The organism is Sphingobacterium sp. NGMCC 1.201703 (genome assembly GCF_047784615.1).
Classification (GTDB): Bacteria; Bacteroidota; Bacteroidia; order Sphingobacteriales; family Sphingobacteriaceae; genus Sphingobacterium.
This window is the reverse complement of record NZ_JBLOHD010000001.1, coordinates 153,626-178,453: the sequence shown is the minus strand read 5'-3', so window position 1 is coordinate 178,453 and position 24,828 is coordinate 153,626. Positions and strand designations below refer to the sequence as shown.

The window sequence follows — 24,828 nt, the reverse complement described above, 5'->3', positions numbered from 1 at the left end:
CAACATGAAAAATCAACTTCATCGGCAACTCCGCATTTACAGATATGTTATCTATCGGGAAACATTAATTGATCCCTGGGAACATTTTTGGTCTTTTATCGGTGCATTTGTAGGTATATTTATTATCGCTTTTATTCAATCACTTCATTTTCCTCCCTTGGAGAATATATTCCTGATCGGATCATTTGGAGCTTCCTCTGTTCTTGTTTATGGAGCCATACAAAGCCCGCTTGCACAACCTCGAAACTTAATCGGAGGTCATGTGGTTTCAGCAATAGCTGGAGTTACCGTAGCACAGCTACTTCCCGATATCATCTGGCTCACTGCCCCCTTTGCAGTAGCCTTGTCTATTGTATGCATGCAACATACCCGCACATTACACCCTCCAGGGGGAGCGACGGCGCTAATTGCTGTCAGTAGTGGAACCAAAATTTCTTCCTTAGGGTATTGGTATGTATTGAGTCCCGTACTCTCCGGCTGCCTGATTTTATTTGTAGTAGCACTTATTTTTAATAATATTACCAAAAACCGGCATTACCCTGTCAAAAGATCACGTTTACGGCGTTCACGGCGACAACATCTAAAATCACGATTTCAACGAACCAAAGCGACATCCGCCTAATTTGATCTTTCGAGCTACTTCACTACCATAGCACAAACTTATATAAACGTAAAATCGTATATTTCAATGCTCATTCCTAGATACAATCGAAGCATACGATCTACAAAATGTTGAATCTTATCATGCAATTTCCGTAGTATAAAGCCTATTAAGCACCTGGAAATTTACTCATATCCATATAAAATATTTCCCAGGTATGACCATCATAGTCTTCCAACTTTCTTAACTGCATAAAACCATGATCCATCATTGGCATTGGTTCAGTTCCTCCCGCGGCCAGCCCTTTATCAACAATTTCATTTACGCGATCCAGACTTTCCACAGAGAGGGCAAATAGCCCAGCAATATGATTTTTTGTATCGGCTAGAGGCTTATTCGTAAAGGATTTAAATTTATCATGTGTCATGATCATAACAAATATATGCTCACTCCAGACCATACATTTAGCATCATCATCACAAAATTGTAGATTTACTTCAAAGCCCAACTGAGTATAAAAATCCATTGATCTGTTTACATCCGCCACGGCGAGATTGATAAATACCTGTTTCATCTTTTTAAATTTTTAATTGCTATTGATAACACAAACTTGCGCATTAGGATTTAAAAAAATCTTGGCATATGCCAAGATTTTTGTGAATCCTGCGAATATGTTCTGCATTGAATCTTTGCTTTAACACTTTTCTAATTTAACTGTAATAAATTGTTCCCAATCACCGTTTGCTGAAAGCAAATACCAATTCCCAACCAGCACCGAGTAGTCATTATTCATCTGCCCATTAAACTTTATTCCATCTCCCTCAATAGTAAAGATAGTATGGGTTAAATTTCCTGTCATTATTCCACTTTCCCCCTTCGAATTGGCATATTGCATCTTCACTTTATCCCCTGGTAGCATGGTGATCATTTCAAATGTTTCACTATGTTCGCTCCCTATGTGGACATCCGCCTTATGCAAAATACAGTTGTCATTGAGTATAAACTCATAAGAATCAATACCGACTAAAGGCAGTTTTTTTGCACCAACCCGCACTTCTCCCGAGGTTCTCCATTTACCAATAAATTTATGATAATTGCTATCTTTAATGTTATTCGTAGTCATATAATTTAAGACTTTAAGACACGCTATTGATACAAAAATAATCTTTACATCGTTATCGACTCTTAGCATAAGACAATAAACTTCGTACCTGATCAAAATCCTATATCAGTTGGCAGAAAGAAACTGCAAAAGCTATATTTGTCTAAGTATTAATCTAATGTTATCATTTAATTCTTAAATATGATCATCAAAAATACTTTCGGTTTTATTTTGCTAGTGCTAGGTTTATTTCTCGCATACGGACTGTCCAAAGACAGCCGACTGATGCTCTTTGGCAGCAAAATTAAAGCCGATGTCATTGGGATAGACAGTGTAAAAAGCAAGCGTTTTGGATACGTACATTATCCCATCCTTCAATTCAAGTATAAGCAAAAACAAGTTCGTCTGGTGAACGATTTAAGTAGCATTAAACCCCAAAAAGTGCCTACTCATATGGAAATATATTACGAAGAAGGTATCGGTATAAGTAATGGCTTTACCACTGTATATGCTGTATTTTCTATTATGAGCATCATCATGATACTCTTCGGGATCACCGCCATTCGCACCAAACACCTCCGCTAACTTATATCTGCTTATTTGGAAAGTTCGGCAAGTTCTTTCTGCGAGAATATATGCTCCCCCTTAAGATAGCTATTTGCCTCCTTCAGGTAGACATAAATTATTTTTCTAGCTTCGGGATTAGGCAACTTGTACAGGTTCTGCACCAAAAATTTTTTATCCCGCAATCGGTCTTTACTGTAATTCAAAAAAGATGGCGCATGTGTCTGCACACTCCAACGGATAAAACGTAAATCAATATTATCAGGATATTTGATGATAACCGATTCCAATAATTTCTTACCTTTTTTAAATTGGCCCAACTTCGAAAAGGGATTCCCCATATGCTTTGCCCAAAGAATCTCATAAGCAGCAAGATATCCTTTCTCCGTTGCTGTATTTGCCGCTGCTTCCAAAGTCTTTAAATTGGCTTCACATAGTTTTTTATCTTTAACAGCTGCGGCATAATCGGCTCGCATTTTGTCTACATTGACTTGACCAAAACAATAAATTGTACTTAATATAAAAGAGAAACAAACAAAAAATCGTACTACCATCCCAAATTTAATTAAATAAAACCACACATTATGCCGATGAATTTAACATAAAATATATCATCCTATCAACCGAACAGATTGTTTTTATTCCTATCAAATTCATCCTCGTGCCATACCCCAATCTTATTCTAGTTCATATAACAATGGTTTAAGCGCAACAGTTTTCTTATTTTTCTTTTAAGCAGTTTTAGCTGTTGGAATTTAAAAATGACCGATCGCTATCGGAAATCGAAAGGAATAGCGGAAATTCTAAATGAATGAGATTTTTTTACTTACAATTATTATTTTTACCGAACAGAAAAGTAAAAAAATGATAACAGTAGCGATAATAGAAGATGAACCCGCTGTCCGTAAGGAAATCAGTTACCTTATAGAAGAGGAAACCGACACAGCACTAATTGGTTGGAGCGACAGTGTCAGAACTGCTGCAAAACTAATTGAAGAAAAGAAACCGGACGTAATCCTAATGGATATTCAGCTAAAGGATGGTACAGCTTTCGATCTTCTAAAAAAACTCAATGTTATCCCACAAAACGTCATATTTATAACCGCCTATAATCATTTTGCCATCAAGGCGATCAAGTATGGTGCTCTGGACTACTTGTTAAAACCTGTTGACCAAACGGAGTTAAAAGAGGCATTAGAACGCTACCGTCGTCGCAGCGATAATAATCCGCAATGGATGCAGCAGCTAAATATGGCGCATGGTGCCATGCAACATGGCGATTTACCAGAAAGTATTGCTTTGACATCCATTCATAATGTGCGTATCGTTGCTGTTCATGACATCGTTTACTGTAAAGGTGATGGTCCATATACTTTTTTCTTTCTGAGTGATGGTTCCAAGGAGCTTATATCCAAACCACTGAAATATTATGAGGAATTGTTGCCCGCCCCATACTTCCTACGCACCCATCAATCCTATCTGGTCAACCGTAAGTACATAACCGGTGTCAACCGCTCGGAGTATATCGTATTGAAAAACAAGGAAGAAATCCCCATTTCATCGCGGCGGAAGAACATCATTTTAACCCAGCTTTTCCCAGAGAAATGAGACATCTATTACACAGTATTTTCGTTTTGCTGCTTATTTTACATATTGTAGCTTGCGGCGAAAGACCGACTTTTTCCGCTCAGGGGCATGAGGCTATTTTAAAGCAGATAAAGGAGCTCGAAGATACGAGGTTAACCCGCACGAACGGTGACTCGCTCAAGAAAGCCTGGCGGCAACTTGGCGAAAATCCTGATGTAAGAAAAGACACCGTGTTCTTTGCAAAAGTTAAATACAATACCGCCCGCTTATATGCCATGCTTCAGCAGGATTCTGCTGGCTTTTTTGTGGAGCAGGCACTCGAATTGATCGAACCCACAAGCGGTAATCTAAAATACAAAGCGCTTATCTACAATGGCATTGGCAATATCCGAAGTGTCGAAGCAAAAGAACGTGAAGCCGGCTATTACTACAACAAAGCAGCTGCGATCGTTCTCTCGGACAGCACTGCTGGACTTTCTGCCGAAGCGAAATCGGCCATATTGCTCTCCGCAGCACAGAATAACCTGAGTTCGTTTCAGTACAACCTTGCCGAAAAGATGAACCGGGCGGCGCTCCCACTTTCAGATTCGCTTCCAGCAGGACATATCAATCGCCAGCGGGTATTCGTACAAATGATTCAGGTACTAAATGCCTTGCAGAAACCTGCAAAAGAAATCCTTCCCTATCTCCAAAAACTAGAAGATCTACACCGTGCATCTCCTGATAAATATAATATCAGTTTTTTATACGATTCGAAAATACAGTACTTTGAAACAACAAAACAGCAAGATTCTTTATTACATTATCAGCTGCTTAAAATAGAAATTGATGAAAGCTCGGGCAATATAAAGGAGTCTACGGTATTGATGAACAATCTATTTGTTAATTACTGCAATGTTGCAGCAATTTATGTATTATTTAAAAATCCGAAACAGGCAGTACATTATATAGTTAAAGCAAAAGAGCTTAGAACACAATTCCCTAAATTGATCTTTCCCCATAATGAAATACTCTTTCAAAAGAGCTTAGCCGAGCTGTACCGTCTACAAGGTAAAAAAGAAGAAGCCATAGCTGTCCTAAATCATATTGTGCAATTACAGAAAAATGTCTATCATTCGGAAAACACACAAGCTATTGCCGAAATGAATGCCTTGTATCAACTACAAGCAAAGGACCAGTCCATTCGAACCTTGAATGAAAGCATTAAGATCAATAAATTACAGTTACAGCAAAATCGCCTGTGGCTGGTAATATCCTCTTTGGGTCTTATCTTATTGGTCATTATATTGTTCTTTCTATACTATAGTTTCCATCAGCGACGCCTAAGTCAGGAGAAAGAAAAAGTCCTGCTGCAGCAACAATTACTACGCACACAGATGGAACCACATTTTATCTTCAATACCTTAGCAGCGGTACAGAGTTTTGTGCGATTAGATAAGAAAGAAAGTGCCATCAAGTATCTCAATCGCTTTAGTCGTTTGTTGCGGAGCAATCTGGAGTTAAGCCGGGAGAATCTCGTCCCTCTAAATGAAGAGATCGAAACACTGGAAAACTATCTGAACTTACAACAAATGCGTTTTGAAGATGCTTTTACCTATCAGATCATACAGCCAGACGAGCAGGATCTCAGTGCCATCATGTTACCTCCAATGTTGATACAGCCTTATGTCGAGAATGCCCTACTACATGGTATTGACCTCGAAACCTGTAAAGGCAATGTGGACATTCATTTCCAATTGGATGGAGATATTTTATCGGTGGATATCCTGGATAGTGGCAAGTCTGAGCCAATTGTCCAAGAAACCCCTCATCGCTCATTATCTGGAACCATCAGTCACGAACGGATGCAACTCCTGGGCAGGAAAGCAAGCATAAAAATCACGAAAAATCCTGAAGGCGGGACACTCGTCAAATTGCAAATACCTGTTACATCCTGACTCTTTTTCAAAACAATGATTGGGTGATTTTTTATATTTCAATTCGGGATCTTTATACTCGCTACCATATCGCATTCCTGAAATATCATTTCATAACATCAAAAAGGAAAAGACAGCGTATAATTGTCCGCATCTGAACAAAAACATGTTCGAATATGAACAGTCGCGCTCAGCAAAAATAAGATTCAAACAGCTATAAATCAAAATATTAAAACAATGGCAAATCAATTGCGATTCTATTTTCACAACAAATAGTCATCTATCTATAATTGATACAGCTATGTTAAAAAATTATATAAAAGCTGCTTGGAGAAACTTAAAAAACCAACGCTTCTTCTCACTAATAAAAATAGGCGGTTTTGCCTTTAGCATAGCGATCTGTATGCTTATTGTTTTGTATGTAAAGCATGAGTTGAGCTATGATAAATTCTACAAAGATGCTAACCTGCTTTTCCGGGTCGTGGGTGTGGTCAATAAAGACAATACTGTTCTAAAAGGGTTATCGCTGCCCGCCCCAGCTGGCGCTACTTTAAAAGAAGAATTCCCGGAAATTATTGCCTCCGGAAGATTATTAACAAATCCTCTTTTTGGTGCTGGAACCAATCAAGTCGCCACAATGGGCAATGCCGAACTATTTTCCGAAGAAGGCTTCTGTTTTGCGGATCAAGCGATCATGGATTTCTTCCCAACCAAAACAGTCTTTGGTTCTTTAAGCCATGCGCTCGACAATCCCAAGACTATTGTAATCACCAAGCGGAAAGCAGCGAAACTGTTTAATGGAAATCCGATCGGAAAACGTATCTATTTAAATAATGACAAATCAAACGAGTATTCCATTACGGCAGTCATCGATGATATTCCCACAAACTCCAATCTATATGGATATGATTTCTTTATGACCTTAAGTGGTCATGAGCCTTATGAAGGTGAAAAATTAAATTGGCTGGCCTCCAACTATACAACCTATTTTAAAGTCCGAGAAGGAACCGATATACAACAATTAGAAAAGAAAATAACAAAATCTTACATTCAGGATCATTACAAACCTGCTATAATTAAAGCAGGAATGACAGTCAATGAAGAGATTTGGAATAATGCAAGAATGACCTTACAACCCTTGGAAAAGATCCATTTATATTCCAATGATGTGCAAACGCATAAGATCGAAAGCCAAAATCGTGGGGATATTCGCTTGGTCTATATTTTTGGTGGAATAGCGACATTTATATTGATCATCGCAATGATCAACTTTATCAATCTATCTACTGCCAATGCTACTACACGCGCAAAAGAAGTAGGTGTCCGGAAGACAATCGGCTCCGGCCGAAAAGCCCTCATCATACAGTTCATGACGGAGTCTTTTTTATACAGTGGGATCTCGATCGCATTTGCCTTATTTTTCGCAGTGCTTCTACTTCCCTTTTTTAATCAGATTGCCGGCAAATCCTTGGCTTTTCCTTGGACAACCTGGTATTTCATCCCCACCCTTGTCATCTTCGGTTTATTGATCGCTGTGATATCTGGAATTTATCCTGCAATGTATCTTTCTAAATTTAAACCGATTGCTGTATTAAAAGGAAACGTAAATCTAAAATCTGGCCGCAACTGGTTTCGAAATGGACTTGTTATCTTCCAGTTCGCAACATCTATTATCCTGATCATTGGCACCTTGGTCATCAACCAACAAATAAAATATATTTTAAATCGAGACCTGGGTTTCAACAAAGAGCAGGTACTCATATTAAGAGGAACGGGCACTCTGGATGGAAAGCAAAAGTTACTAAAAAACGAATTAAAAGAATTGTCCAGTGTGGCTTCTGTCTCTATTGGCGATTACCTACCAGTTACGATAGATGGCGTAAAACGTAACGGAAATTCTTTTTGGAACGATGGCAGACAAAATCAAGACGTAGGTGTAGGTGGTCAGAACTGGATTGTTGATGATGATTATATTCCCACCTTTGGAATCAAAATCCTTGAAGGACGTAATTTCAACATGAACATGCCAACAGATTCTGCGGCGATAATAGTCAATCAAAAGATGGTAAAAGAGTTGAACATCAAAAATCCGATCGGTGCAAAAATTCGAAATTATGCAACTTATACAATCATTGCCGTGGTCGAAGATTTTATCTTTGGGAACATGCGTAACGAGGATGTTAAACCCTTGGCACTGGTTATTGGCGGTAGCCCGAATATGATGTCCGTCAAACTTAAATCAGACAAGTTGGAACAAAGTATTCAGGAAATTACGAATGTTTGGAACAAATTCTCTCCAAATCAAAAAATCCAATACACCTTCTTAGATGAAGGATTCGCCATGTTATACGCAGATGTACAACGGACTCAGATTATTGTATCAACCTTTGCAGGATTAGCGATATTTATTGCCTGTTTGGGTTTATTTGGACTTGCCGCATTTGTGACCCAACAACGGACAAAAGAGATCGGCATCCGGAAGGTTCTTGGAGCCAGTATGATCGGAATTATAAAATTGCTATCCACTGATTTTATAAAACTTATTTTCATAGCCATTCTAATCGCCTGTCCCATTGGCTGGTGGGCAATGAACACCTGGTTACAGGATTTCAATTATAGAATCAGTATACAGGCTTGGATATTTATACTCGCAGGGATCACCAGCATGTTAATTGCATTTGGAACCATCTTCTACCATGCGCTAAAAATAGGACGAATAAATCCGGTCAATAGTTTAAAAGATGAATAATTTCAATTAAATTCCTTAATTTAGCATTTAGACCAAACGACTACGTTTTGAACACAATTCTTAAATTTATAGTTGCTTAATTAGCCTCACAAACCACAGGCTAATCATTCTTTTATTTGGATAATCCTATCCAAACAGGTTTTCACTTGATTTTATTATTCACCCTATTGCAGTAGCAAATATTTCTTTTTTGCTATGCAAGCTACCTATACGCTCGTGTTGCGATAATAGAGACATCGTGAATAATATCAAAAAAATTAATAAAGAATATTAAGCACGACTATAAATAATGCAAAAGGAATATACATGGGCTGTCAGCCCAAACAATACACCGTTACTAAAAAAATCATGTAGCCACTGCGATAGTAAACAATTTTATTGCAGTGAAAAATTCAGAATAAATGCACAGAAAAAAAACGTTGACGTATGGTTGATTTATCGATGTGTTAAATGCGATAGCACATACAATTTGACTATATTTTCACGTACTCGACCAACTGCAATAGATAGTATATTGTTCAACAAATTTCAAAACAACGATACAGAGCTGGCTTGGAAATATGCGTTTTCCGAAGAAACGAGAAGAAAGAATAAGGTAGAAGCCGATTTAGCTACAGTAAACTATGCTTTGCAATATAACCAGATTTCAAGCGATGAATTGCTGTCTTCGAATGACAGGATCTTAAGATTTAAGGTGGACTATCCCTTTGACTTTCAACTTAGGATATCATCCCTTATTCGCACCTGTCTCAATCTTTCCTCAAGGCAGCTCGATCACCTGATCACGCAAAAAGCAATTACGGTAGCTGGAAAATACCTACAGAAAAAACATAAGGCAAAAGACAGAGACCGCATTGAAATTGATTGTCAAAAACTTAAAAGTATACTGTGTGACAAGATCCAAAATATACTGTGCAACAAGATCCATAATACACAGTAACGGATTGATCTAATCCTCGATTATCTGAAAACCGATAACCTCAATTTCTGTTGCTGTTTTTTATTAGAAAGCTATAGTCTATCAAAAAAAGGGAACCCTTGGTTCCCTTAATTTTTTATATCAAACTGAATTACTTTTTAAAAGCTATTCATCTCCCTATTTTTGCTGAAGTTTATCCGATAGCATCTTCATATAAAAACCACCTACAACACTACGCGCTTTAAAATTCTCACGTATCCCCGTATTCGCATCGTAAAAATCATTTAGTGGAACACGTGATTCTGTTTGGATCGCATGGTTGTAAACCGGATGCACCAAAGCTTCGAATTCATCCCGTGTTGGTGCAAATGTAGCAGTCCACAAAATCCAGTCGTTTTTGGTATATGCTTTTCGGCTATCCAATGGAATTCCGAATCTACTTTGTTTGGTAAGGTAATACTTGATCTCCGTGTTATAGACTTTCTGTGGAAACAGATTTAGTCCCAGCACCTTGTCCCAAATCAGGTTATATTTTTGGCTCCAGGTATTTTTATCGTCAAATGTCAACGCGTAATGGTCTCCGGCATCTGCCATTTCCATCCATTTTGGCACCATCTCCTCCGCAATGGCACGATATTTCTTCGCCGTCTCAGTTTCGCCGATCGCTTCAGCCATTTGCGCATAACAGGCAATCCCCACAATAGCCTTTACCGATAAGTTTACGTTACGGGCAAGATGGCCCGCAAAATCATCTGTACATAATTGCGTTTTAGGGTCGAAACCATCCTTTACAAGATAGTCTACCCAAGTGGTGAGCGTCTTCCAGTGCTTGCGTGCATAGCTTGCATCCCCCTGTACTTTTGAAATCGCAGCGGTCAAGATAATCATATTTCCAGACTCTTCGACCGGCATTGGCTCGCCATAAGTCTGTCCATTGGCCAATGGATATGTACCCAGATCATGGGCTGCCCAAGGGTGAGGATATTTGCCACTTTCACTAAAGTAAAAGATACCAGTCAACATGCCCTTCAACAGTTCAGGATTATAGATCAGGTATAAAGGAGCCGACGGGTAAGTGACATCGACCGTATTAATAAAACCACCACTGTTGTTCTCTTTCGACAGCCAGAGCAATTCGTCCTGTGGACTTTTCACCAAGGTGTGCGCAGCAATACTCTGGCGATAAGCCAGTGTTGTCAAATGCGCATATTCCTTTCCGCCAGACTTTAGCGCGTCAGCGTAAACCTGTTTATCGAAAGCAACACATTTGTCCATTACGGAGCGATATTCGTTGGCTGCTAACGTAAGCTGATTTTCAATGGTTTCCTTACCAGAATTATTCCACCAGGGCCGCAGATCTTTTTTGAAATATTGGATCGCATAAATCTCATCATAGCCGAGTTCAACAAAACGTTCTATTTCCTTGTTGCCCACCGTCCCAAAAGGAATAATTGTATTCAAGGATAATGCTGTTCCCCTTGTACTAGTTGATTTTGTATTCCCTTTTCTAAAGTCATCCACAGCCGTTGCCATTGGACTTACAAACTGCTGCGACTGATCTTTTTTGGGTGCGGCAACATAAAAATAGCCCCAGTCAATACGCATATCATCGGCTCCTTTTTGCAACATAGGTTGTTCGACTGTTCCTGTTTTCAAAATAGCTAATTTGTCAGTCTCATATTTTTTAGCAACGACCTCCTGTGATGGTTTATAAACCGCAATGTTGGATGCCGCACTTAAAAAGACTTTTACAGCATGTTGTTTTCCATCATTTGCTTTTACCTGATAAGTAATATAAGATACAGGACGAGCCAATAGATTAAGATCATCCATCAACAGCGGCGATGTAAATGTGAGCTTCAGATCGACTTTGCCTGCCTGGAAGTTATATATGGTACGTGTGGCTGTTATCTCCACATCTTTCTGTATGGCAGTTTGTATTTTAGGTCCCCCCTCTTTAAGCCTATCTACTAGTCCAAAGTCAAGAAAACGGCCTCCGGCAGTATTGCGCAGATGAATAGCGATCTGATTTTGACCCGCCTTTAGGTCCGACTTATTTATCGGCAAATACTGGAAGCTGTTTGTCCAGCCCGCCTTTTCATAAACCTTTTTTCCATTTAAAAACACCACGACATAATCATCATGGTTCAATTTTAAGAAGAGTTCGTTGATGCCTTGCGGATCGGTCACATTAAAGGCACGACGTACCCAGATATCATCCGATTTCCACAAAGTCTTGACATGTTTTTGATCGTCTCCTAGCGGGGCAGCACCTGATTTCCAGCCACTGGCTTTATAAGAAGAGGACTGCCAATCTCCTTCGGGTTTAGACTCGGTATATTGTACAGTAAAAGACTGATCTTCCGTAGTGGGAAGAATCGTTTTATAATTGGGTTCCTCCTTACCAAGAAAACGATAAATATTGCCGTCGACATTAATCAGCCCCAAGAGCGAATGATCTGCTTCGGTCCAATGTTTGGTGGTTGATGCATTCAACTGATCCGTCATTGACCAGATACTAAAGTTTGGATTGTGGGTAATCAATGGGTAAGCTGGAGCTTTTCTCTGTTGCGCCTGTGCATCAAAAAAGCTCGATATACAAGCTAACAAGCAACAAATACTCACTTTTCCGAGTTTGTTCATCTTAAAAATAGGTTTTTTAAAGGGTTTAATCATATATTTTGATAAAATTAGCGGCTTAGCTGTTTTCAGGCATAAAAAAGAATCATTAAAAATGCCTAAAGAAAAATATAAGCTTCACAACAAATAACGTTGGAATAACTGACATTCAGCAGCCTCTTCGTATCATTTTATATGCAATTTATATCATATTACACAGGTCTCCACATAGATTAGCGGATAAAAAAGTCAATCGGAAAAGATTAGAACATCCGATAACTGGGTTCAACAAAAAACATTATTATCTTTGGCTATCCGATCAGGATCAGCTAAGTTAAACTGATCGATTGGAGTCAATTTTACCTTGGAGAATATGAGAAGATTTTACATTTTTTTCTTTACGATTATACTATGCTTCTGTTCAACAATCGTTGGGCTTTATGCGCAGGAAAACGATTCAATCAATAAAAAAGAACTTGGTTTAAGCACTTTATTAAATGATATCCGACAACAACAGATCAGCGATTCACTCGAACGTCAGAAACTACAGCATGAAATCACCAGTCTAAAAAGTCAGAATAGTCCCAAGAAAGAAAATCTAAAACAGCAACTCAATGACTTTGACGAAGAAAACAACTTGCGCAAGCAGCAGTTAAAAATCAAAGTTGACTCGATCAAAAAAAACACTAAGCGTTATGCCGTCGCACCATTTAATGACACCCTTTTTTATATCTATAACAAATTAGGCTCATCCCTGGCCAAAGATCGCGCCTACAATGTGGTCAACAGAATTGAGAATCTCTATGAAGATGATTTTGTAAAAGTAGATTCCTTCAAAATCGAAAACAACGAAATCAGCGCCGATATTGTTTACAAAGATCTGATCATTACTTCCATCACAGAACTTGATGCCCTACTGGAAGGGAAAAGCAAAGAAGAGATTGCCACACAATACCTCAAGCGTATCCAACAGGCTATCAGTCAGGAAAGAGCGGACAATAGCATTACCAAAGTGCTGATCCGTACAGGACTTGTCCTCCTTATCCTTGTGGTCTTTTCGATTTTGGTGTATTTTATCAATAGACTAAAAAGATATGGCACGAATCGTCTATTGGCCGAACGTACAGAGCGGATCAAAGATGTTAAGATCAAAAATTACGTGTTCCTAACCTCTGTTCAGAAAACCCGTATTTTCATTAACACAATCAATATTGCGCGTTGGGGACTGATTGTATTGATCGCTTTCATCATGCTTCCCATTGTTTTCAGCGTCTTTCCCTTTACGCAAAGCTGGGCATCCAATCTGATCGGACTTTTTACCAAACCCCTGAAGAAAGCGGTCTTCGCCATTTGGGATTATATTCCAAATCTGATCACCGTTTTTGTCATTCTCTTTGTCATGCGTTATGCCGTACGGTTTGTGAAATATATTTTCAACGAAATTGATAAAGGAAAATTAGAGATCAATGGCTTTCACCGGGAGTTTGCCATGCCTACCTTTACCATTGTCCGGTTTCTGCTACAGGCCTTTACATTGGTACTCGTATTTCCCTATCTTCCGGGAGCAAACTCTGATATCTTCAAAGGAATATCTGTTTTTATCGGAGTACTATTCTCTTTGGGATCATCCTCTGCTATTTCAAATATTATTGCGGGTCTTGTCATTACCTATATGCGCCCTTTCCGGATCGGTGACCGGATCACAATTGCGGATAAGACAGGTGTTGTCATTGAAAAATCACCCCTGGTAACCCGGTTAAGGACAATTAAAAATGAGGAAATCACCATTCCAAATTCCTCCATCCTATCGGGCAATACGGTTAACTATTCTACCTTTTCAGAAGAAGGAATATGTTTTCAGGTTGAACTCACCGTGGGCTATGAAGAGCCTTGGCAACGGATACACGAATTGCTCTTAAATATTCCCTCACGTATAGCACGTGTCAATCAACTTCCGGCACCATTTGTATTACAAAAAAAACTAGATGATTTTTATGTTCTCTACGAGCTGAATGTTTATATTTCCAAATCAGGTGAAATTGAACTGGCCAAATCCGAAATTTATCAACATATTCTCAATGACTTCCTGGCTGCAGGCATTGATATGAATGGCCCGCACCTATTTGCAAAAGTGGATCATGTACCCCAATATCAGCCTAAAAACATGGATAAATAATATTAAAGCCTGAGCTCGACTTCTGGATCAGTTTTATTGGCATGGTGCATCATTTTGGCTAGAGTTCCCAACTGTACCAGTGCAAAACGGAGTTCATCCGTCCAGGGTAGTCCTAAGCAGAGGCGCATGCAATTTTGAAATTGATTTTGCAGGGTGAACATTCTCCCCGGAGCGATACTTATTTTCTTTTTTAATGCGTAGTTGTAAAGCTTTGTCGTGTCTATGCTTTTTGGCAGCTCAACCCAGAGTGCTAACCCTCCCTGTGGTCTACTTATCCGCGTTCCTTCCGGAAAAGACTCAGCGATCACATGGGCGAACCGTTGATAGTTTTCCAGCAACGTTTTCCGTAACTGACGAAGATGATGTTCGTATCGCCCTGTTTTCAGAAAATTCCCCACTGCCTCGTGAATCAATGTTGTGGACGACAGCGCATGGATTAATTTCAAACGGAGAATTTGATCCTTATATTTCCCCGCAGCCACCCAGCCCACCCGGTAACCAGGGGCCAATGTTTTTGAGACCGAGCCACACCATAACACATTGTCCTCTTCGTCAAAGGCTTTACAACAAGTGGGACGTTCGCTGCCAAAATAGATATCACCATAAGTATCATCCTCAATCAGGGGAATAGCGTGCTTAGCAAGTAACCTGACCACTTCCATTTTATTTCTATCGGGCATACAATAGCCTAATGGCGTATTGAAATTCGGCACCAGCAGGCACACATTGATTTCTGGCAACAAATCTTCCAACAACTGTACATCAATTCCCAAGATCGGATCGCAGGTCAATTCAATAACCTTCAAACCCAAACTCAGAACCAGCTGCAAAATACCGGGGTAGCAGGGACTCTCTAATGCTATCGTGTCTCCGGGCTTGGTCAATGCCATCAGACAGAGCGATAAAGCATGCATACAGCCATTCGTCGTAATGACATCATCCGCTGTCAATCGGCCATCCCAGCTCAGGGAACGGGCCGCTACCATCCTACGCAATTTCAAATTCCCCTGTAGAGGTTCATATTCAGCACCACCAGCATCCAATTCCCGGCTTGCGAGTAAGATTTCCTTTTTTAATTTCGCCAAAGGCAGTAAATCTCCTGAAGGGACACCGATGGAAAACAACGTGAGATCCTTTCTTCCCATATTGGCGTAAACACTACTGATCAGCTCATTTGGTTCAACACTATCCTCCACAAGCCGTATCTGGCCAGTTTCGGGCAGTTGTAATCTGAATTGAGTCAACGCGTTCACAAAATACCCTGACTGTGGTATCGAATAAATTAGTGATTGCGCTTCCAATGCGAGGAATACCCGCTTAGCGGTATTCATGCTAATGCCATGTTCTTTACTCAACATGCGCACCGACGGTAGCCGTTCATTGGGCCTGAGAACACCATTTTTTATTTTACTCGCTATATTTTGAGCCAAAATACTGTATAGAAAGTCTTTTCCCATGTTGTAAATATAACTGTATCCATTAATTAAACAAAAACTGTAACTGTGCTCAATATTAACTATTCGCGAGATTTGTATCAAAATATAGATCATCTGACAATGAGCAGAAATACAGAAGTAACGAAATCATCCAATGCTTGGCTAAACGGTTTACTGGGCGTCATTATATTTAGTGGATCATTGCCCGCAACACGGATCGCAGTCTTAGATTTAGATCCATTTTTTGTGACCGTAGCCCGTGCTACGATCGCAGGCATACTCGCCCTTATCGTATTATTGATCAACAAGGAAAAATTCCCTCAAAAGACACAGTTTTTATCCCTTGGCATTGTAGCCTTGGGCGTAGTCATTGGTTTCCCCTTATTAAGTGCCTTGGCCCTACGCTATGTGACCTCCGCGCATTCCATTGTCTTTGTAGGTATACTTCCCGTATCAACTGCTGTTTTTGGTATCATTCGTGGTGGCGAGCGTCCCCGCCCGGTGTTCTGGATCTTTTCGATATTGGGCAGTCTTTTTGTTGTAGGCTATGCGCTTATGCAGGGCATATCTTCCTCTCCTGTTGGTGATATACTCATGCTGCTGTCTGTTATTCTTTGTGGACTGGGTTATGCCGAAGGGGGCAAGCTTTCAAAGACATTGGGCGGCTGGCAAGTAATTTCCTGGGCATTGGTATTTTCATTGCCGGTAGCTCTGCCCCTGACTTATATCTTTCTTCCAACCACGATAGCACATGTAGGCATTGGGGCTTGGACAAGTCTTGCTTACGTTTCCTTCTTTAGCATGTTTATTGGCTTTATCTTTTGGTATAAAGGGTTGGCCCAGGGTGGCATTGCCTCTGTTGGACAGCTACAGCTTCTTCAACCCTTCTTTGGTCTCATCTTAGCGGCCAGCCTACTTCGCGAAGAAGTAAGTATTGGCATGCTATTCGTTACCATTGCTGTCATACTTTGCGTAGGGGGTGCTAAAAAATTCGCCAGTTAACAAGAAACGAAATACAACAGACCTCGTTGGCTGATCATTATAAAACCAACACATACATTAGTTCAGCTGCGACAGTACCATCCGGCCACTCAACCTCGCGGGAATGTGTATAGGTAAAATTAAAGGCTTGATTAGCTGCCTTTGAAGATTCATTCCCAGCGCGATGTGATACTGTGATCCGTGCGCAACCTTTCTCGCGGGCCCATGCAATACGTGCCCGGTAAAATAATTTTGACAGTCCTTTTCCGCGATGAGGTTCGCGAACAAAAGAAGCAATCAGAATAGCATTTGAGGCATCATTACGATCCATCACCACACCAGTCAGTCCGACGATATCGTCTTGATCGTATAGTCCAAACATCGCACAATTTTCATTCTCAAGTAGTGCTACCCAATCCTGCTGGCTGTATGCCGCCTCTCGTTGGTAATTACTTCCAAATACCCCGGGATCTGTATGCAACGCCTCCAGCCTAATCTTCTTATAATCTTCCCATTGTACTGGAGCCAAGCGCCGCAATACGTAATTCTCTTTCGCCATTTCTCCTGTTACTATCATCAAGGTAAATATAACCAACAATCTCAATTATACCCACTAAAATTATCACTGGACTATCCACTTTATTGGATTTGGACCATTTATTCCCTTCACTTTAACCTTATTTTTGATATGATCAAAAAATACGCATGGCATGTACGTACCCAAACATTTTCAATTTAAAGACTATACCGAACAGATCGCATTTATGAAACAATATAGTTTAGCAACGATTGTATCCATTAAGGACAATACTCCGATAGCGACACAACTTCCCTTCCAAATCAAAGAGCAAGCAGATAAGTTATTTTTAAGTTCACATTTTGCTGTAGCAAATGAGCAGGCCAGCTATATCGTAGAAAACACTTCGTTGGTTATTTTTTCAGAACCACATGCTTATATATCCCCTATGCATTATGACAAAGAAGAAAGCGTTCCCACCTGGGACTATATTGCTGTACATGCCTACGGGACAGCACGGATTATAAATAATGAGGACGAAAAAACAGAAGTGCTTGAACAGATGATCAAGTCTTATGACAGTGACTATTTGACCCAATGGCAAGGACTCTCGGACCGTTTTAAAAAAGGCATGATGCGTGGCATCGTCGCCTTCGAATTGGAAGTAACGGATCTACAAGGGCAAAAAAAGATCAGTCAGAACAAAACTGCTGCAGAGAGAGAACGTATAGCCGCCTATTTAGAAAAAGGGGACAATCCTGTCGAAAAGAGCATCGCTAAATCAATCAGGAACTTGCAGTCTTAATTTATTACATACAGACAAATGGACAAAAATTCAATAAACATAAAAATTCTAAAAGTGAAAATGACAGATATTGATCTATTGAAGAGTATCGCTCAGCAGACCTTCATCGAGACATTTTCCGAAGTCAATACAGCAGCTAATATGGCCAAATACATCGCGGAGAAATTTTCAAATGAAACCCTATTGGCTGAATTGAGCAATCAAGGATCGGAGTTTTATTTTGCACAACTCGGTAATAGGATCATTGGCTACCTCAAAATAAACAGTGAACAGGCGCAAACAGAATTACAAGATGAGCATGCACTGGAAATAGAACGTATCTATGTATTACAAGAATTTCATGGAAAAAAAGTAGCGCAGCTTCTTTATGAAAAAGCATTGGATATCGCTAGGTTAAAAAATGTTAGGTTTATTTGGCTGGGTGTATGGGAGGAAAATCATCGTGCAATCAGTTTTTATCAAAAACATGGCTTTGTAGCCTTTGATAAACATATTTTCAGATTAGGTGATGATGAACAAACCGATATTTTGATGAAAAAAAGCGTCATTAACAATTAATTTCAAACTATGAATGCGACTATCAGTGACAATATAAAGGCTATAATCCAACGTATCGAAAGGGCTTGCCAGAGTAGTGGTCGAGATTCACAAGAAGTAAAATTATTGCTTGCAACAAAAACCGTAACATCGGAGCGTATTAAAGTTGCTTTACAAGCCGGACAGAGCTTGATTGCCGAAAACAAGGTACAAGAACTAAAGGAGAAATACGAAGCCCTAAAGGAAATTCCACACCACAATCATTTTATTGGACACTTACAGACCAATAAAATCAAGGAGATCCTTAGATATGATGTCTCCTGTGTGCATTCTGTAGACCGCTTCGATTTAGCTCAAAAGCTCCATCAGCGACTCAAAGCCGAAAATAAAACCATAGATATACTCATTCAGGTCAATACGTCCAACGAAGAAAGTAAATATGGTGCAGCACCCGATCAGGTCATTGACCTCGTCAGGCAGATCGCTGCTTTGAACAGCTTACACATAAAAGGATTGATGACGATCGGCCTCTTAAGTACCGAAGCAGAAAAGGTCCGTACGTGTTTCCAGTTGCTCAAACAGATTCAACAGCAAATCATTATGCTCGATATTCCGAACGTATCGATGCAAGAATTATCCATGGGAATGAGCGGAGACCTGGAAATAGCAATTGCCGAAGGCGCAACTATTGTACGCGTAGGTACAGCAATATTCGGACAACGAAATACACCTGATAATTATTATTGGAACGAAATATGAAAAAAAACTGTAGATTTAATTATCAAACAAAACGTCGATGGATTTTACACTTAAGCATTTTTTAAGATCAGCCACGCTATTAATCTTCGGTCTGCTGTTATTTTCATGTTCGGTCAAAAAGGATGATGAAAATCTAATTTGGTATGAAAACCAGGTGATTGAACAGGCAGTGCCCGAACAAGACTCGGTTTACAGAATACAGATTGGTATGATGGCTTCTTCTTTCTGGCTGGATAACAAAGGTAACGAGCGGAAAGATCAGTTATCTCTTTTACAAGAGAGTCTGAAGCAACGGAATCCCCTTACTCTTGGCGTTGAAAAAGGAACCAATAAAATCATTCGTGTTACTAAATAGCAATAAACGATCTGCACTCCGTAACGCTAACACGAATGATTTCAACAGTTTTTAATACCCACCATATCCCAGTTTAGATTATAAATTTTGTTCGCCCAGTCAAAATGGAATTAGCCTATTTTTTCCATTAAGTAAATCTGTGGTACCTCTTGTAGCTTCTCTTCTGCCATTTCCCCAAATGCCTGAATATAGGGTTGCTGATTATGTGCATCCAGTCCGGTCCGGTTTTCCCAGATTTCATAAAAAATAAACTGATTCTCATCCGCATCCACCTGATGCAGGTCGTATTGAATACAAGCAGCTTCCTTGCGGCTCTCCTCGACCATACGCTGCAATGCAACAATAACTTCCTCCCGAAATGCTGGATTCGCCTTTAAAATAGCGGTTATATAGATCTTCATGATAACTGAGTTTCAAAATAAAATACCTCTTCCAAATATGCCTTATATTCCTTTTCATAGTTATCCACACGCTCCTGCGTTGCACCTTTCTCCATATCGTGGAAATGGAAACTTCCAATACTTTCCAGTCCTGCAAATTGATTCATCTTATGAAAGCCAAACAGAACCCCTTCATCAACAGAATGTTGGTCAAAAAATTCACCTTCCATCGTAAAGGCGGTGTCTGGCGCGTTCCAGCTTGAAGTCACAAAATACTTTTTCCCATGCATCAATCCACCGGTACCGTAATTGATTGCTGGGTTCTTACGTGAACGGCCATCACTCCGATAGATTCCATTATTGTGTCCAGCTGTAAACACTTCATCGATATAAAGTTTTAGACGGTTAGGCACCTGAAACCACCATACAGGGAAGTGATAAACAATGATATCCGCCCATTTGAAATTTTCAGCTTCGACCATCGCGTCAAACGCATCATTTACATTGGTCACACGGATTTTAAATCCATTTTTAACTAAAGTCTGCTCCGTCCAATTTGTAATTGTGGTATTAAAAGAACCACCGGAGTGTGCGAACTCCTGTCCGCCATTGATAATAAATATATTCATCTCTATTATTTTTATTATTGATAACACAAATTTCTATCATTTTTATAGATAATACAAATAATTTAAATTGTATATTTGTATCATTAAAATAATAGATATGAAATGGAACTTAGAGTGGCTTCGTACTTTTAAGGCGATTTATGACACGGGTACACTGTCGGCAGCAGCACAAGAATTATTTATTTCGCAACCGGGTGTTAGCCTACATCTCAATTCGTTGGAAGCTTTTACAGGGCACAAACTTTTCGATCGGTCAGCACGTCGTATGGTACCTACAGAGAAGGGAAAAATTTTATATAATTATATTATAGATCCGCTTAAAAAGCTGGAAATAGGCGAGCAACATTTTCACAATCGGGCACTGGATGAGCGTATTACTATCAGCGTTGGTATGTGTTTTGAAACCTTTCAATACACACTTGAAGAGCATATTGCCCAGCTTCCCTTTAACCTCATTATTAAATTCGGCGAATATCCTCAGATGCAACAGGATCTGGATAATGGGCTACTCGATCTAATTATTACACCGCAAAAAGGCAATCAGCAGAATTTAGTCTATCAGCCCTTTTCAAAAGAGCGCATCGTACTGATCGCAGGCTGCCAAACAGATACAACAGCGCTCGAAGCTTTATTGCACGACAACAAGATTAAGGAAGCTTCTGAGCTCTTAAAAAAACAGCTATGGTACAGTACCGCTGCGGATATGGATCACCTCAGGAATTTCTGGTCAACACATTTTGGCGAACATCCTGATTTCAGCCCCAATTACATTGTACCAAATATCAGTTCCATTATACGTTGTCTGAGCAATAACAAAGGCTTTTCTATTGTTCCTGATTTTTTATGTGCGGAAGCTATTGCCTCCGGCAAAATTAAACTGGTTTGGGAAGGTCAATCTCCGGTTGAGAATACCCTTTATTTCGGCACACGCAAGAAAACGATGTACCAAGAGGAAATCAGCAAGCTGGAAGCATTGCTACAGGAAAAATGGTAGATTTCGCTTATTGATTCAGCATCTTACTTAAGAATTCGGGGGTCACGCCAATATAAGCTGCCACTTGCTTTTGCGGAAGACAGGCGATCAAGCTAGGGTAGCGTGTACAAAATCGTTCATAGCGCTCCCTTGCTGTCAAACGGAGGTTTTCCATGGCACGGCTTTGGTAATATACCAAGGCATTTTCCGCTAGTACCCTAAAATAGATGTTCAATTTTGGGATCTCTACATATAACCTATTCAGGTCCGTTTTTGCGATCATAGCGATTTCGGAATCAAATATAGCATCTACGGCAAGATAGCCTGGTTTACCCGTGACAAGGCTATACATATCCCCTATCCACCAACCTTCGGGTGCAAACTGCTGAATATATTGATACCCAGTTTCATCCACGCAATAACTGCGCAGACAGCCCGAAACGACAAATAACGCATAACGGCTCACATCCCCCTCCAACAACAAAAATTGTTTTTTCTTGACCTTTTTCAATTTGACACTTGAAAAGAAAAGCTCCAGCTCCTCCGCATTAAGATCAATCTGATTCAGGATGCTCTCCGCCAATATATGTTGATCCATATAATCATGCTGATTGGTATATAACAAATATAGTCTATCCGTATCGTCGAACCAAGGATTCCGGCAATTTCACCCCCTGCTCTACGATCGGCTATTTAATAAATCTTTGGTCCCTTCTTGGGCCAAATGCGCAACCAGCGGTTCACAAGGGACGGGAAGCGCTATAATCCTTACAGGTCTCTATATATTTGTTTTCAACACTTACTCAGACCAGCACTTTCTGGACATTTAGAATATACACAAAAAAATATTTCGGATATTTTATAACTTCACATGGAATAAACGATAAATACATCATTTCTCGATGAAAGAACATCAATATAAAGCGACCGTCGAATGGACGGGCAATCTAGGAAGTGGTACAGATCATTATAAAAATTATGAACGAAGCCACCAGGTCAGCATAAAAGACAAAGTGATTATCCAGGGCTCTTCTGATCCTGCCTTTCGTGGGGATCCCAACAAGCACAACCCCGAAGACCTCTTACTAGCATCCTTGTCCTCCTGCCATATGTTATGGTATCTCCATTTCTGTTCGGTCAACAATGTTATCGTGGAATCGTATATTGACCATGCCACAGCAACAATGATGGAGGAAGAAAGTGGCAGGGGCTTCTTTAAAGAGGTTGTTCTTAGTCCCTCGATCCGTGTACAGCAACCCGAAATGATCGCCAAAGCAATAGCTCTCCACCAAAAAGCCAATGAATATTGTTTTATCGCAAATTCAGTGAATTTCCCGGTACGACATCTTCCTCAGGTAAGCGCCGGAGAGTAAGCTTATCTATTCCCTAAACGTTCCTGTAGTTCCCTTCTAAAGGTGATCCCAACAGGTAAGCGTTTATCATTGATGTGAACCACACCATGTTCATACTTGCTGACCTTATTGATGGGGGCAATATACGATTTATGGATGCGGATAAATTTGGACGCAGGCACCTGCGTTAAAATCTGTTGGGTGGTACTGGCAGTAAGGTAAGTCTGCGCCGGTGTCACGATTTTTACGTAGTTACCAAAACTCTGGATAAAATCGATCTGAGAAAGCTTCACCTCAATCAACCGTCCATCCATACGGATACTAATTGTTTTTGGTTCCTCCTCCTGTGGTATTGTACTTTGGTTAAAAGATAGAAAGCGCTGTACAGCCTTAATAAAACGGGGAAAAGATATTGGTTTCAACAAATAGTCCACCACCCCATAGTCATAGCTTTCCAATGCGTACTCCGAATAAGCTGTTGTCAAGATCGTTTTGGGCGGATTGTCCAACATTTTCAAAAATTCCATTCCGGTAATCTCGGGCATATCAATATCCAGAAAGATCAGGTCAACCCGGTTATTGCGCAGATATTCCAGTGCTTCAAAGGCATTATAGCATTGAGCAACCAATTCCAGATCAGCACTTCTTTCAATATAATTTACCAATACATAATGTGCTGCTGGTTCGTCGTCAACCACAATACAGCGATTTTTCTCCATGGCTAAAGATTTATAACTAAAGACACCTCAAACTCCTCTTTACTTGCATTTGTATTTAACTGATAGCGGTTGGGATAGAGCAATTTCAATCGGGCTATCGTATTTTCCAGACCTATTTTTGCTGAAAAAACATTCCGCTTTTTCACTGGAACCGAATTTCGTACATGCAAATATAAGTTACCTTGTTCAATCCTGATCGAAATTGCTACGTAACAATCTTCTATACTGCAGGTGCCGTGCTTAAAGGCATTCTCGACAAATGTGATCAAAAGCATCGGTGCAATCTGATACTTGATTCCCTCTTCCCGTTGAAAATCAAAGTCAATCTTGGTTCGATAGCCCAGACGTTCGCGTTCCAATTCAATATAACTCGATATAAAGTCAATCTCATCATCTATTGAAACAAACTCCCTGTCACTGCTTTCCATCTGATAACGCAATAATTGCGATACCTTGATAATCAGTTCGGAGGTACGTTCTGGGAATTTAAGGCTGATACCATGGATGGTATTTAAGGTATTAAACAAAAAATGGGGATTCAGCTGTTTCTTTAGATTAGACAATTGCGTCTGATTGGAGAGCAGTTCCCGTCGTGTTTTCAACCGCTGGAAACGATAGAATTCAATAAATTGGATGCTCCCCAAAATACAGATCAACGAACCTAATAATACACCTAGCTGATAATGAAATGTTTTCTGCGCGATACTCTTATATAGAAAACAGTTCTTATAGATAAAATTCTCCGTTATTTCTTTTAAAACCAAGGCAAACACCAGCAATATGGCGATCGACGATAGCGCATACAAGGTGGCTTTATTCTTTTTGAGCAGAAGCGGCAGCAGAAAAAAACGATTCACCTGCGCATGGATATATAAGATCAAAAAATAGATCACCCCCATCAAGAAGCCTTTCCAGCTCAAAATCAGAATCCAGTCATTCAGCGTAAAGAGGATAAACGAGAAAACCAGCAACATGGTTTCCTGTATGATCTTATTTTCCAGAACCTTTCTCATACTCCCTTATTTTGTTAAAAATCTGTTACAAAGTAAAAGTATTAAGTTTATAACAACCGAAAAATAAATGACGAATTACATTGGTCACTTTTAAATGCCATAGATCATTTTAAACGGACTATACAACGAGCTTCAGTCC

The 24,828-nt window shown here is 39.8% G+C and carries 25 protein-coding genes; 14 read left to right on the top strand and 11 right to left on the bottom strand.

Going from position 1 to position 24,828, the window contains the following annotated elements:
- The first annotated feature begins 4 nt into the window (after positions 1 to 4).
- Positions 5 to 622 (top strand): HPP family protein, encoded by a 618-nt coding sequence (locus ACK8HY_RS00775; RefSeq protein WP_077436230.1) that lies wholly within the window; start codon positions 5 to 7, stop codon positions 620 to 622.
- A 148-nt stretch (positions 623 to 770) separates the two neighbouring features.
- On the opposite strand, the gene ACK8HY_RS00770 is transcribed toward ACK8HY_RS00775, so the two are convergent.
- Both ACK8HY_RS00770 and ACK8HY_RS00765 read right to left on the bottom strand, forming a co-directional pair.
- A complete protein-coding gene (locus ACK8HY_RS00770) occupies positions 771 to 1,175 on the bottom strand; it encodes a VOC family protein (RefSeq protein WP_416132387.1) in 405 nt (134 codons plus the stop codon).
- Positions 1,176 to 1,295: 120 nt separating this feature from the next.
- The gene (locus tag ACK8HY_RS00765) at positions 1,296 to 1,724 is read right to left on the bottom strand and encodes a hypothetical protein (RefSeq protein WP_416132386.1); all 429 of its coding nucleotides are present in this window, start codon (positions 1,722 to 1,724) and stop codon (positions 1,296 to 1,298) included.
- A 180-nt stretch (positions 1,725 to 1,904) separates the two neighbouring features.
- Here ACK8HY_RS00765 and ACK8HY_RS00760 point away from each other — a divergent pair, with 180 nt between their 5' ends.
- The gene (locus tag ACK8HY_RS00760) at positions 1,905 to 2,288 is read left to right on the top strand and encodes a hypothetical protein (RefSeq protein ID WP_416132385.1); all 384 of its coding nucleotides are present in this window, start codon (positions 1,905 to 1,907) and stop codon (positions 2,286 to 2,288) included.
- Positions 2,289 to 2,299: 11 nt separating this feature from the next.
- Here the strand turns inward: ACK8HY_RS00760 and ACK8HY_RS00755 are convergent, their stop codons facing one another.
- A complete protein-coding gene (locus ACK8HY_RS00755; RefSeq protein WP_139351118.1) occupies positions 2,300 to 2,821 on the bottom strand; it encodes a hypothetical protein in 522 nt (173 codons plus the stop codon).
- A 310-nt stretch (positions 2,822 to 3,131) separates the two neighbouring features.
- On the opposite strand from ACK8HY_RS00755, the gene ACK8HY_RS00750 reads away from it, so the two are divergent.
- The 4 genes from ACK8HY_RS00750 to ACK8HY_RS00735 all read left to right on the top strand — a co-directional run bounded on the left by ACK8HY_RS00750 (position 3,132) and on the right by ACK8HY_RS00735 (position 9,459).
- Positions 3,132 to 3,875, top strand: coding sequence for a LytR/AlgR family response regulator transcription factor (locus tag ACK8HY_RS00750; RefSeq protein WP_416132384.1), 744 nt, complete (start codon positions 3,132 to 3,134; stop codon positions 3,873 to 3,875).
- Entirely contained in the window at positions 3,872 to 5,791 is a 1,920-nt protein-coding gene (locus tag ACK8HY_RS00745) for a histidine kinase (protein WP_416132383.1), read from the top strand. The genes ACK8HY_RS00750 and ACK8HY_RS00745 overlap by 4 nt, the downstream gene beginning before the upstream one ends.
- 280 nt (positions 5,792 to 6,071) lie before the next feature.
- On the top strand, positions 6,072 to 8,519 hold the full coding sequence (locus ACK8HY_RS00740; protein WP_416132382.1) for an ABC transporter permease: 2,448 nt from the start codon (positions 6,072 to 6,074) through the stop codon (positions 8,517 to 8,519).
- 289 nt (positions 8,520 to 8,808) lie between these two features.
- Positions 8,809 to 9,459, top strand: coding sequence for a DUF1062 domain-containing protein (locus tag ACK8HY_RS00735; RefSeq protein ID WP_416132381.1), 651 nt, complete (start codon positions 8,809 to 8,811; stop codon positions 9,457 to 9,459).
- A 156-nt stretch (positions 9,460 to 9,615) separates the two neighbouring features.
- On the opposite strand, the gene ACK8HY_RS00730 is transcribed toward ACK8HY_RS00735, so the two are convergent.
- The gene (locus ACK8HY_RS00730; RefSeq protein WP_416132380.1) at positions 9,616 to 12,081 is read right to left on the bottom strand and encodes a glutaminase domain-containing protein; all 2,466 of its coding nucleotides are present in this window, start codon (positions 12,079 to 12,081) and stop codon (positions 9,616 to 9,618) included.
- Between the two features lie 349 nt (positions 12,082 to 12,430).
- Here ACK8HY_RS00730 and ACK8HY_RS00725 point away from each other — a divergent pair, with 349 nt between their 5' ends.
- Complete coding sequence (locus ACK8HY_RS00725) at positions 12,431 to 14,233, top strand: mechanosensitive ion channel family protein (RefSeq protein ID WP_416132379.1); 1,803 nt, start codon at positions 12,431 to 12,433, stop codon at positions 14,231 to 14,233.
- Between the two features lie 2 nt (positions 14,234 to 14,235).
- On the opposite strand, the gene ACK8HY_RS00720 is transcribed toward ACK8HY_RS00725, so the two are convergent.
- On the bottom strand, positions 14,236 to 15,690 hold the full coding sequence (locus ACK8HY_RS00720; RefSeq protein WP_077436213.1) for a PLP-dependent aminotransferase family protein: 1,455 nt from the start codon (positions 15,688 to 15,690) through the stop codon (positions 14,236 to 14,238).
- A 99-nt stretch (positions 15,691 to 15,789) separates the two neighbouring features.
- Here ACK8HY_RS00720 and ACK8HY_RS00715 point away from each other — a divergent pair, with 99 nt between their 5' ends.
- Positions 15,790 to 16,671 (top strand): DMT family transporter, encoded by an 882-nt coding sequence (locus ACK8HY_RS00715; protein ID WP_416132378.1) that lies wholly within the window; start codon positions 15,790 to 15,792, stop codon positions 16,669 to 16,671.
- Positions 16,672 to 16,708: 37 nt separating this feature from the next.
- On the opposite strand, the gene ACK8HY_RS00710 is transcribed toward ACK8HY_RS00715, so the two are convergent.
- Positions 16,709 to 17,227, bottom strand: coding sequence for a GNAT family N-acetyltransferase (locus ACK8HY_RS00710; protein ID WP_077436209.1), 519 nt, complete (start codon positions 17,225 to 17,227; stop codon positions 16,709 to 16,711).
- A gap of 133 nt (positions 17,228 to 17,360) precedes the next feature.
- On the opposite strand from ACK8HY_RS00710, the gene ACK8HY_RS00705 reads away from it, so the two are divergent.
- From ACK8HY_RS00705 to ACK8HY_RS00690, 4 genes are read left to right on the top strand one after another with little or no spacing between them, the layout of a single operon-like run.
- Positions 17,361 to 17,972, top strand: coding sequence for an FMN-binding negative transcriptional regulator (locus ACK8HY_RS00705; protein ID WP_416132377.1), 612 nt, complete (start codon positions 17,361 to 17,363; stop codon positions 17,970 to 17,972).
- 60 nt (positions 17,973 to 18,032) lie between these two features.
- Positions 18,033 to 18,530, top strand: coding sequence for a GNAT family N-acetyltransferase (locus ACK8HY_RS00700; protein WP_416132959.1), 498 nt, complete (start codon positions 18,033 to 18,035; stop codon positions 18,528 to 18,530).
- 9 nt (positions 18,531 to 18,539) lie between these two features.
- On the top strand, positions 18,540 to 19,268 hold the full coding sequence (locus ACK8HY_RS00695) for a YggS family pyridoxal phosphate-dependent enzyme (protein ID WP_416132376.1): 729 nt from the start codon (positions 18,540 to 18,542) through the stop codon (positions 19,266 to 19,268).
- A 37-nt stretch (positions 19,269 to 19,305) separates the two neighbouring features.
- The gene (locus ACK8HY_RS00690) at positions 19,306 to 19,623 is read left to right on the top strand and encodes a hypothetical protein (RefSeq protein ID WP_416132375.1); all 318 of its coding nucleotides are present in this window, start codon (positions 19,306 to 19,308) and stop codon (positions 19,621 to 19,623) included.
- A gap of 110 nt (positions 19,624 to 19,733) precedes the next feature.
- On the opposite strand, the gene ACK8HY_RS00685 is transcribed toward ACK8HY_RS00690, so the two are convergent.
- Positions 19,734 to 20,024 (bottom strand): putative quinol monooxygenase, encoded by a 291-nt coding sequence (locus ACK8HY_RS00685; RefSeq protein WP_416132374.1) that lies wholly within the window; start codon positions 20,022 to 20,024, stop codon positions 19,734 to 19,736.
- Entirely contained in the window at positions 20,021 to 20,632 is a 612-nt protein-coding gene (locus ACK8HY_RS00680; RefSeq protein WP_416132373.1) for an NAD(P)H-dependent oxidoreductase, read from the bottom strand. The genes ACK8HY_RS00685 and ACK8HY_RS00680 overlap by 4 nt, the downstream gene beginning before the upstream one ends.
- A 97-nt stretch (positions 20,633 to 20,729) precedes the next feature.
- Here ACK8HY_RS00680 and ACK8HY_RS00675 point away from each other — a divergent pair, with 97 nt between their 5' ends.
- Positions 20,730 to 21,626 carry a LysR family transcriptional regulator gene (locus ACK8HY_RS00675; RefSeq protein ID WP_416132372.1) on the top strand — a complete coding sequence of 299 codons (897 nt, stop codon included), beginning with the start codon at positions 20,730 to 20,732 and terminating at the stop codon, positions 21,624 to 21,626.
- A 7-nt stretch (positions 21,627 to 21,633) separates the two neighbouring features.
- On the opposite strand, the gene ACK8HY_RS00670 is transcribed toward ACK8HY_RS00675, so the two are convergent.
- Complete coding sequence (locus tag ACK8HY_RS00670) at positions 21,634 to 22,203, bottom strand: Crp/Fnr family transcriptional regulator (protein ID WP_077436191.1); 570 nt, start codon at positions 22,201 to 22,203, stop codon at positions 21,634 to 21,636.
- Positions 22,204 to 22,507: 304 nt separating this feature from the next.
- Between ACK8HY_RS00670 and ACK8HY_RS00665 the strand changes: the two genes are divergently transcribed.
- Positions 22,508 to 22,978, top strand: coding sequence for an OsmC family protein (locus ACK8HY_RS00665; protein WP_416132371.1), 471 nt, complete (start codon positions 22,508 to 22,510; stop codon positions 22,976 to 22,978).
- Between the two features lie 2 nt (positions 22,979 to 22,980).
- Here ACK8HY_RS00665 and ACK8HY_RS00660 read toward each other — a convergent pair whose 3' ends face one another.
- Together ACK8HY_RS00660 and ACK8HY_RS00655 are read right to left on the bottom strand one after the other, a co-directional pair.
- The gene (locus tag ACK8HY_RS00660; RefSeq protein ID WP_077436187.1) at positions 22,981 to 23,676 is read right to left on the bottom strand and encodes a LytR/AlgR family response regulator transcription factor; all 696 of its coding nucleotides are present in this window, start codon (positions 23,674 to 23,676) and stop codon (positions 22,981 to 22,983) included.
- A 2-nt stretch (positions 23,677 to 23,678) separates the two neighbouring features.
- Positions 23,679 to 24,689, bottom strand: coding sequence for a sensor histidine kinase (locus tag ACK8HY_RS00655; protein WP_416132370.1), 1,011 nt, complete (start codon positions 24,687 to 24,689; stop codon positions 23,679 to 23,681).
- Positions 24,690 to 24,828: the final 139 nt, after the last annotated feature.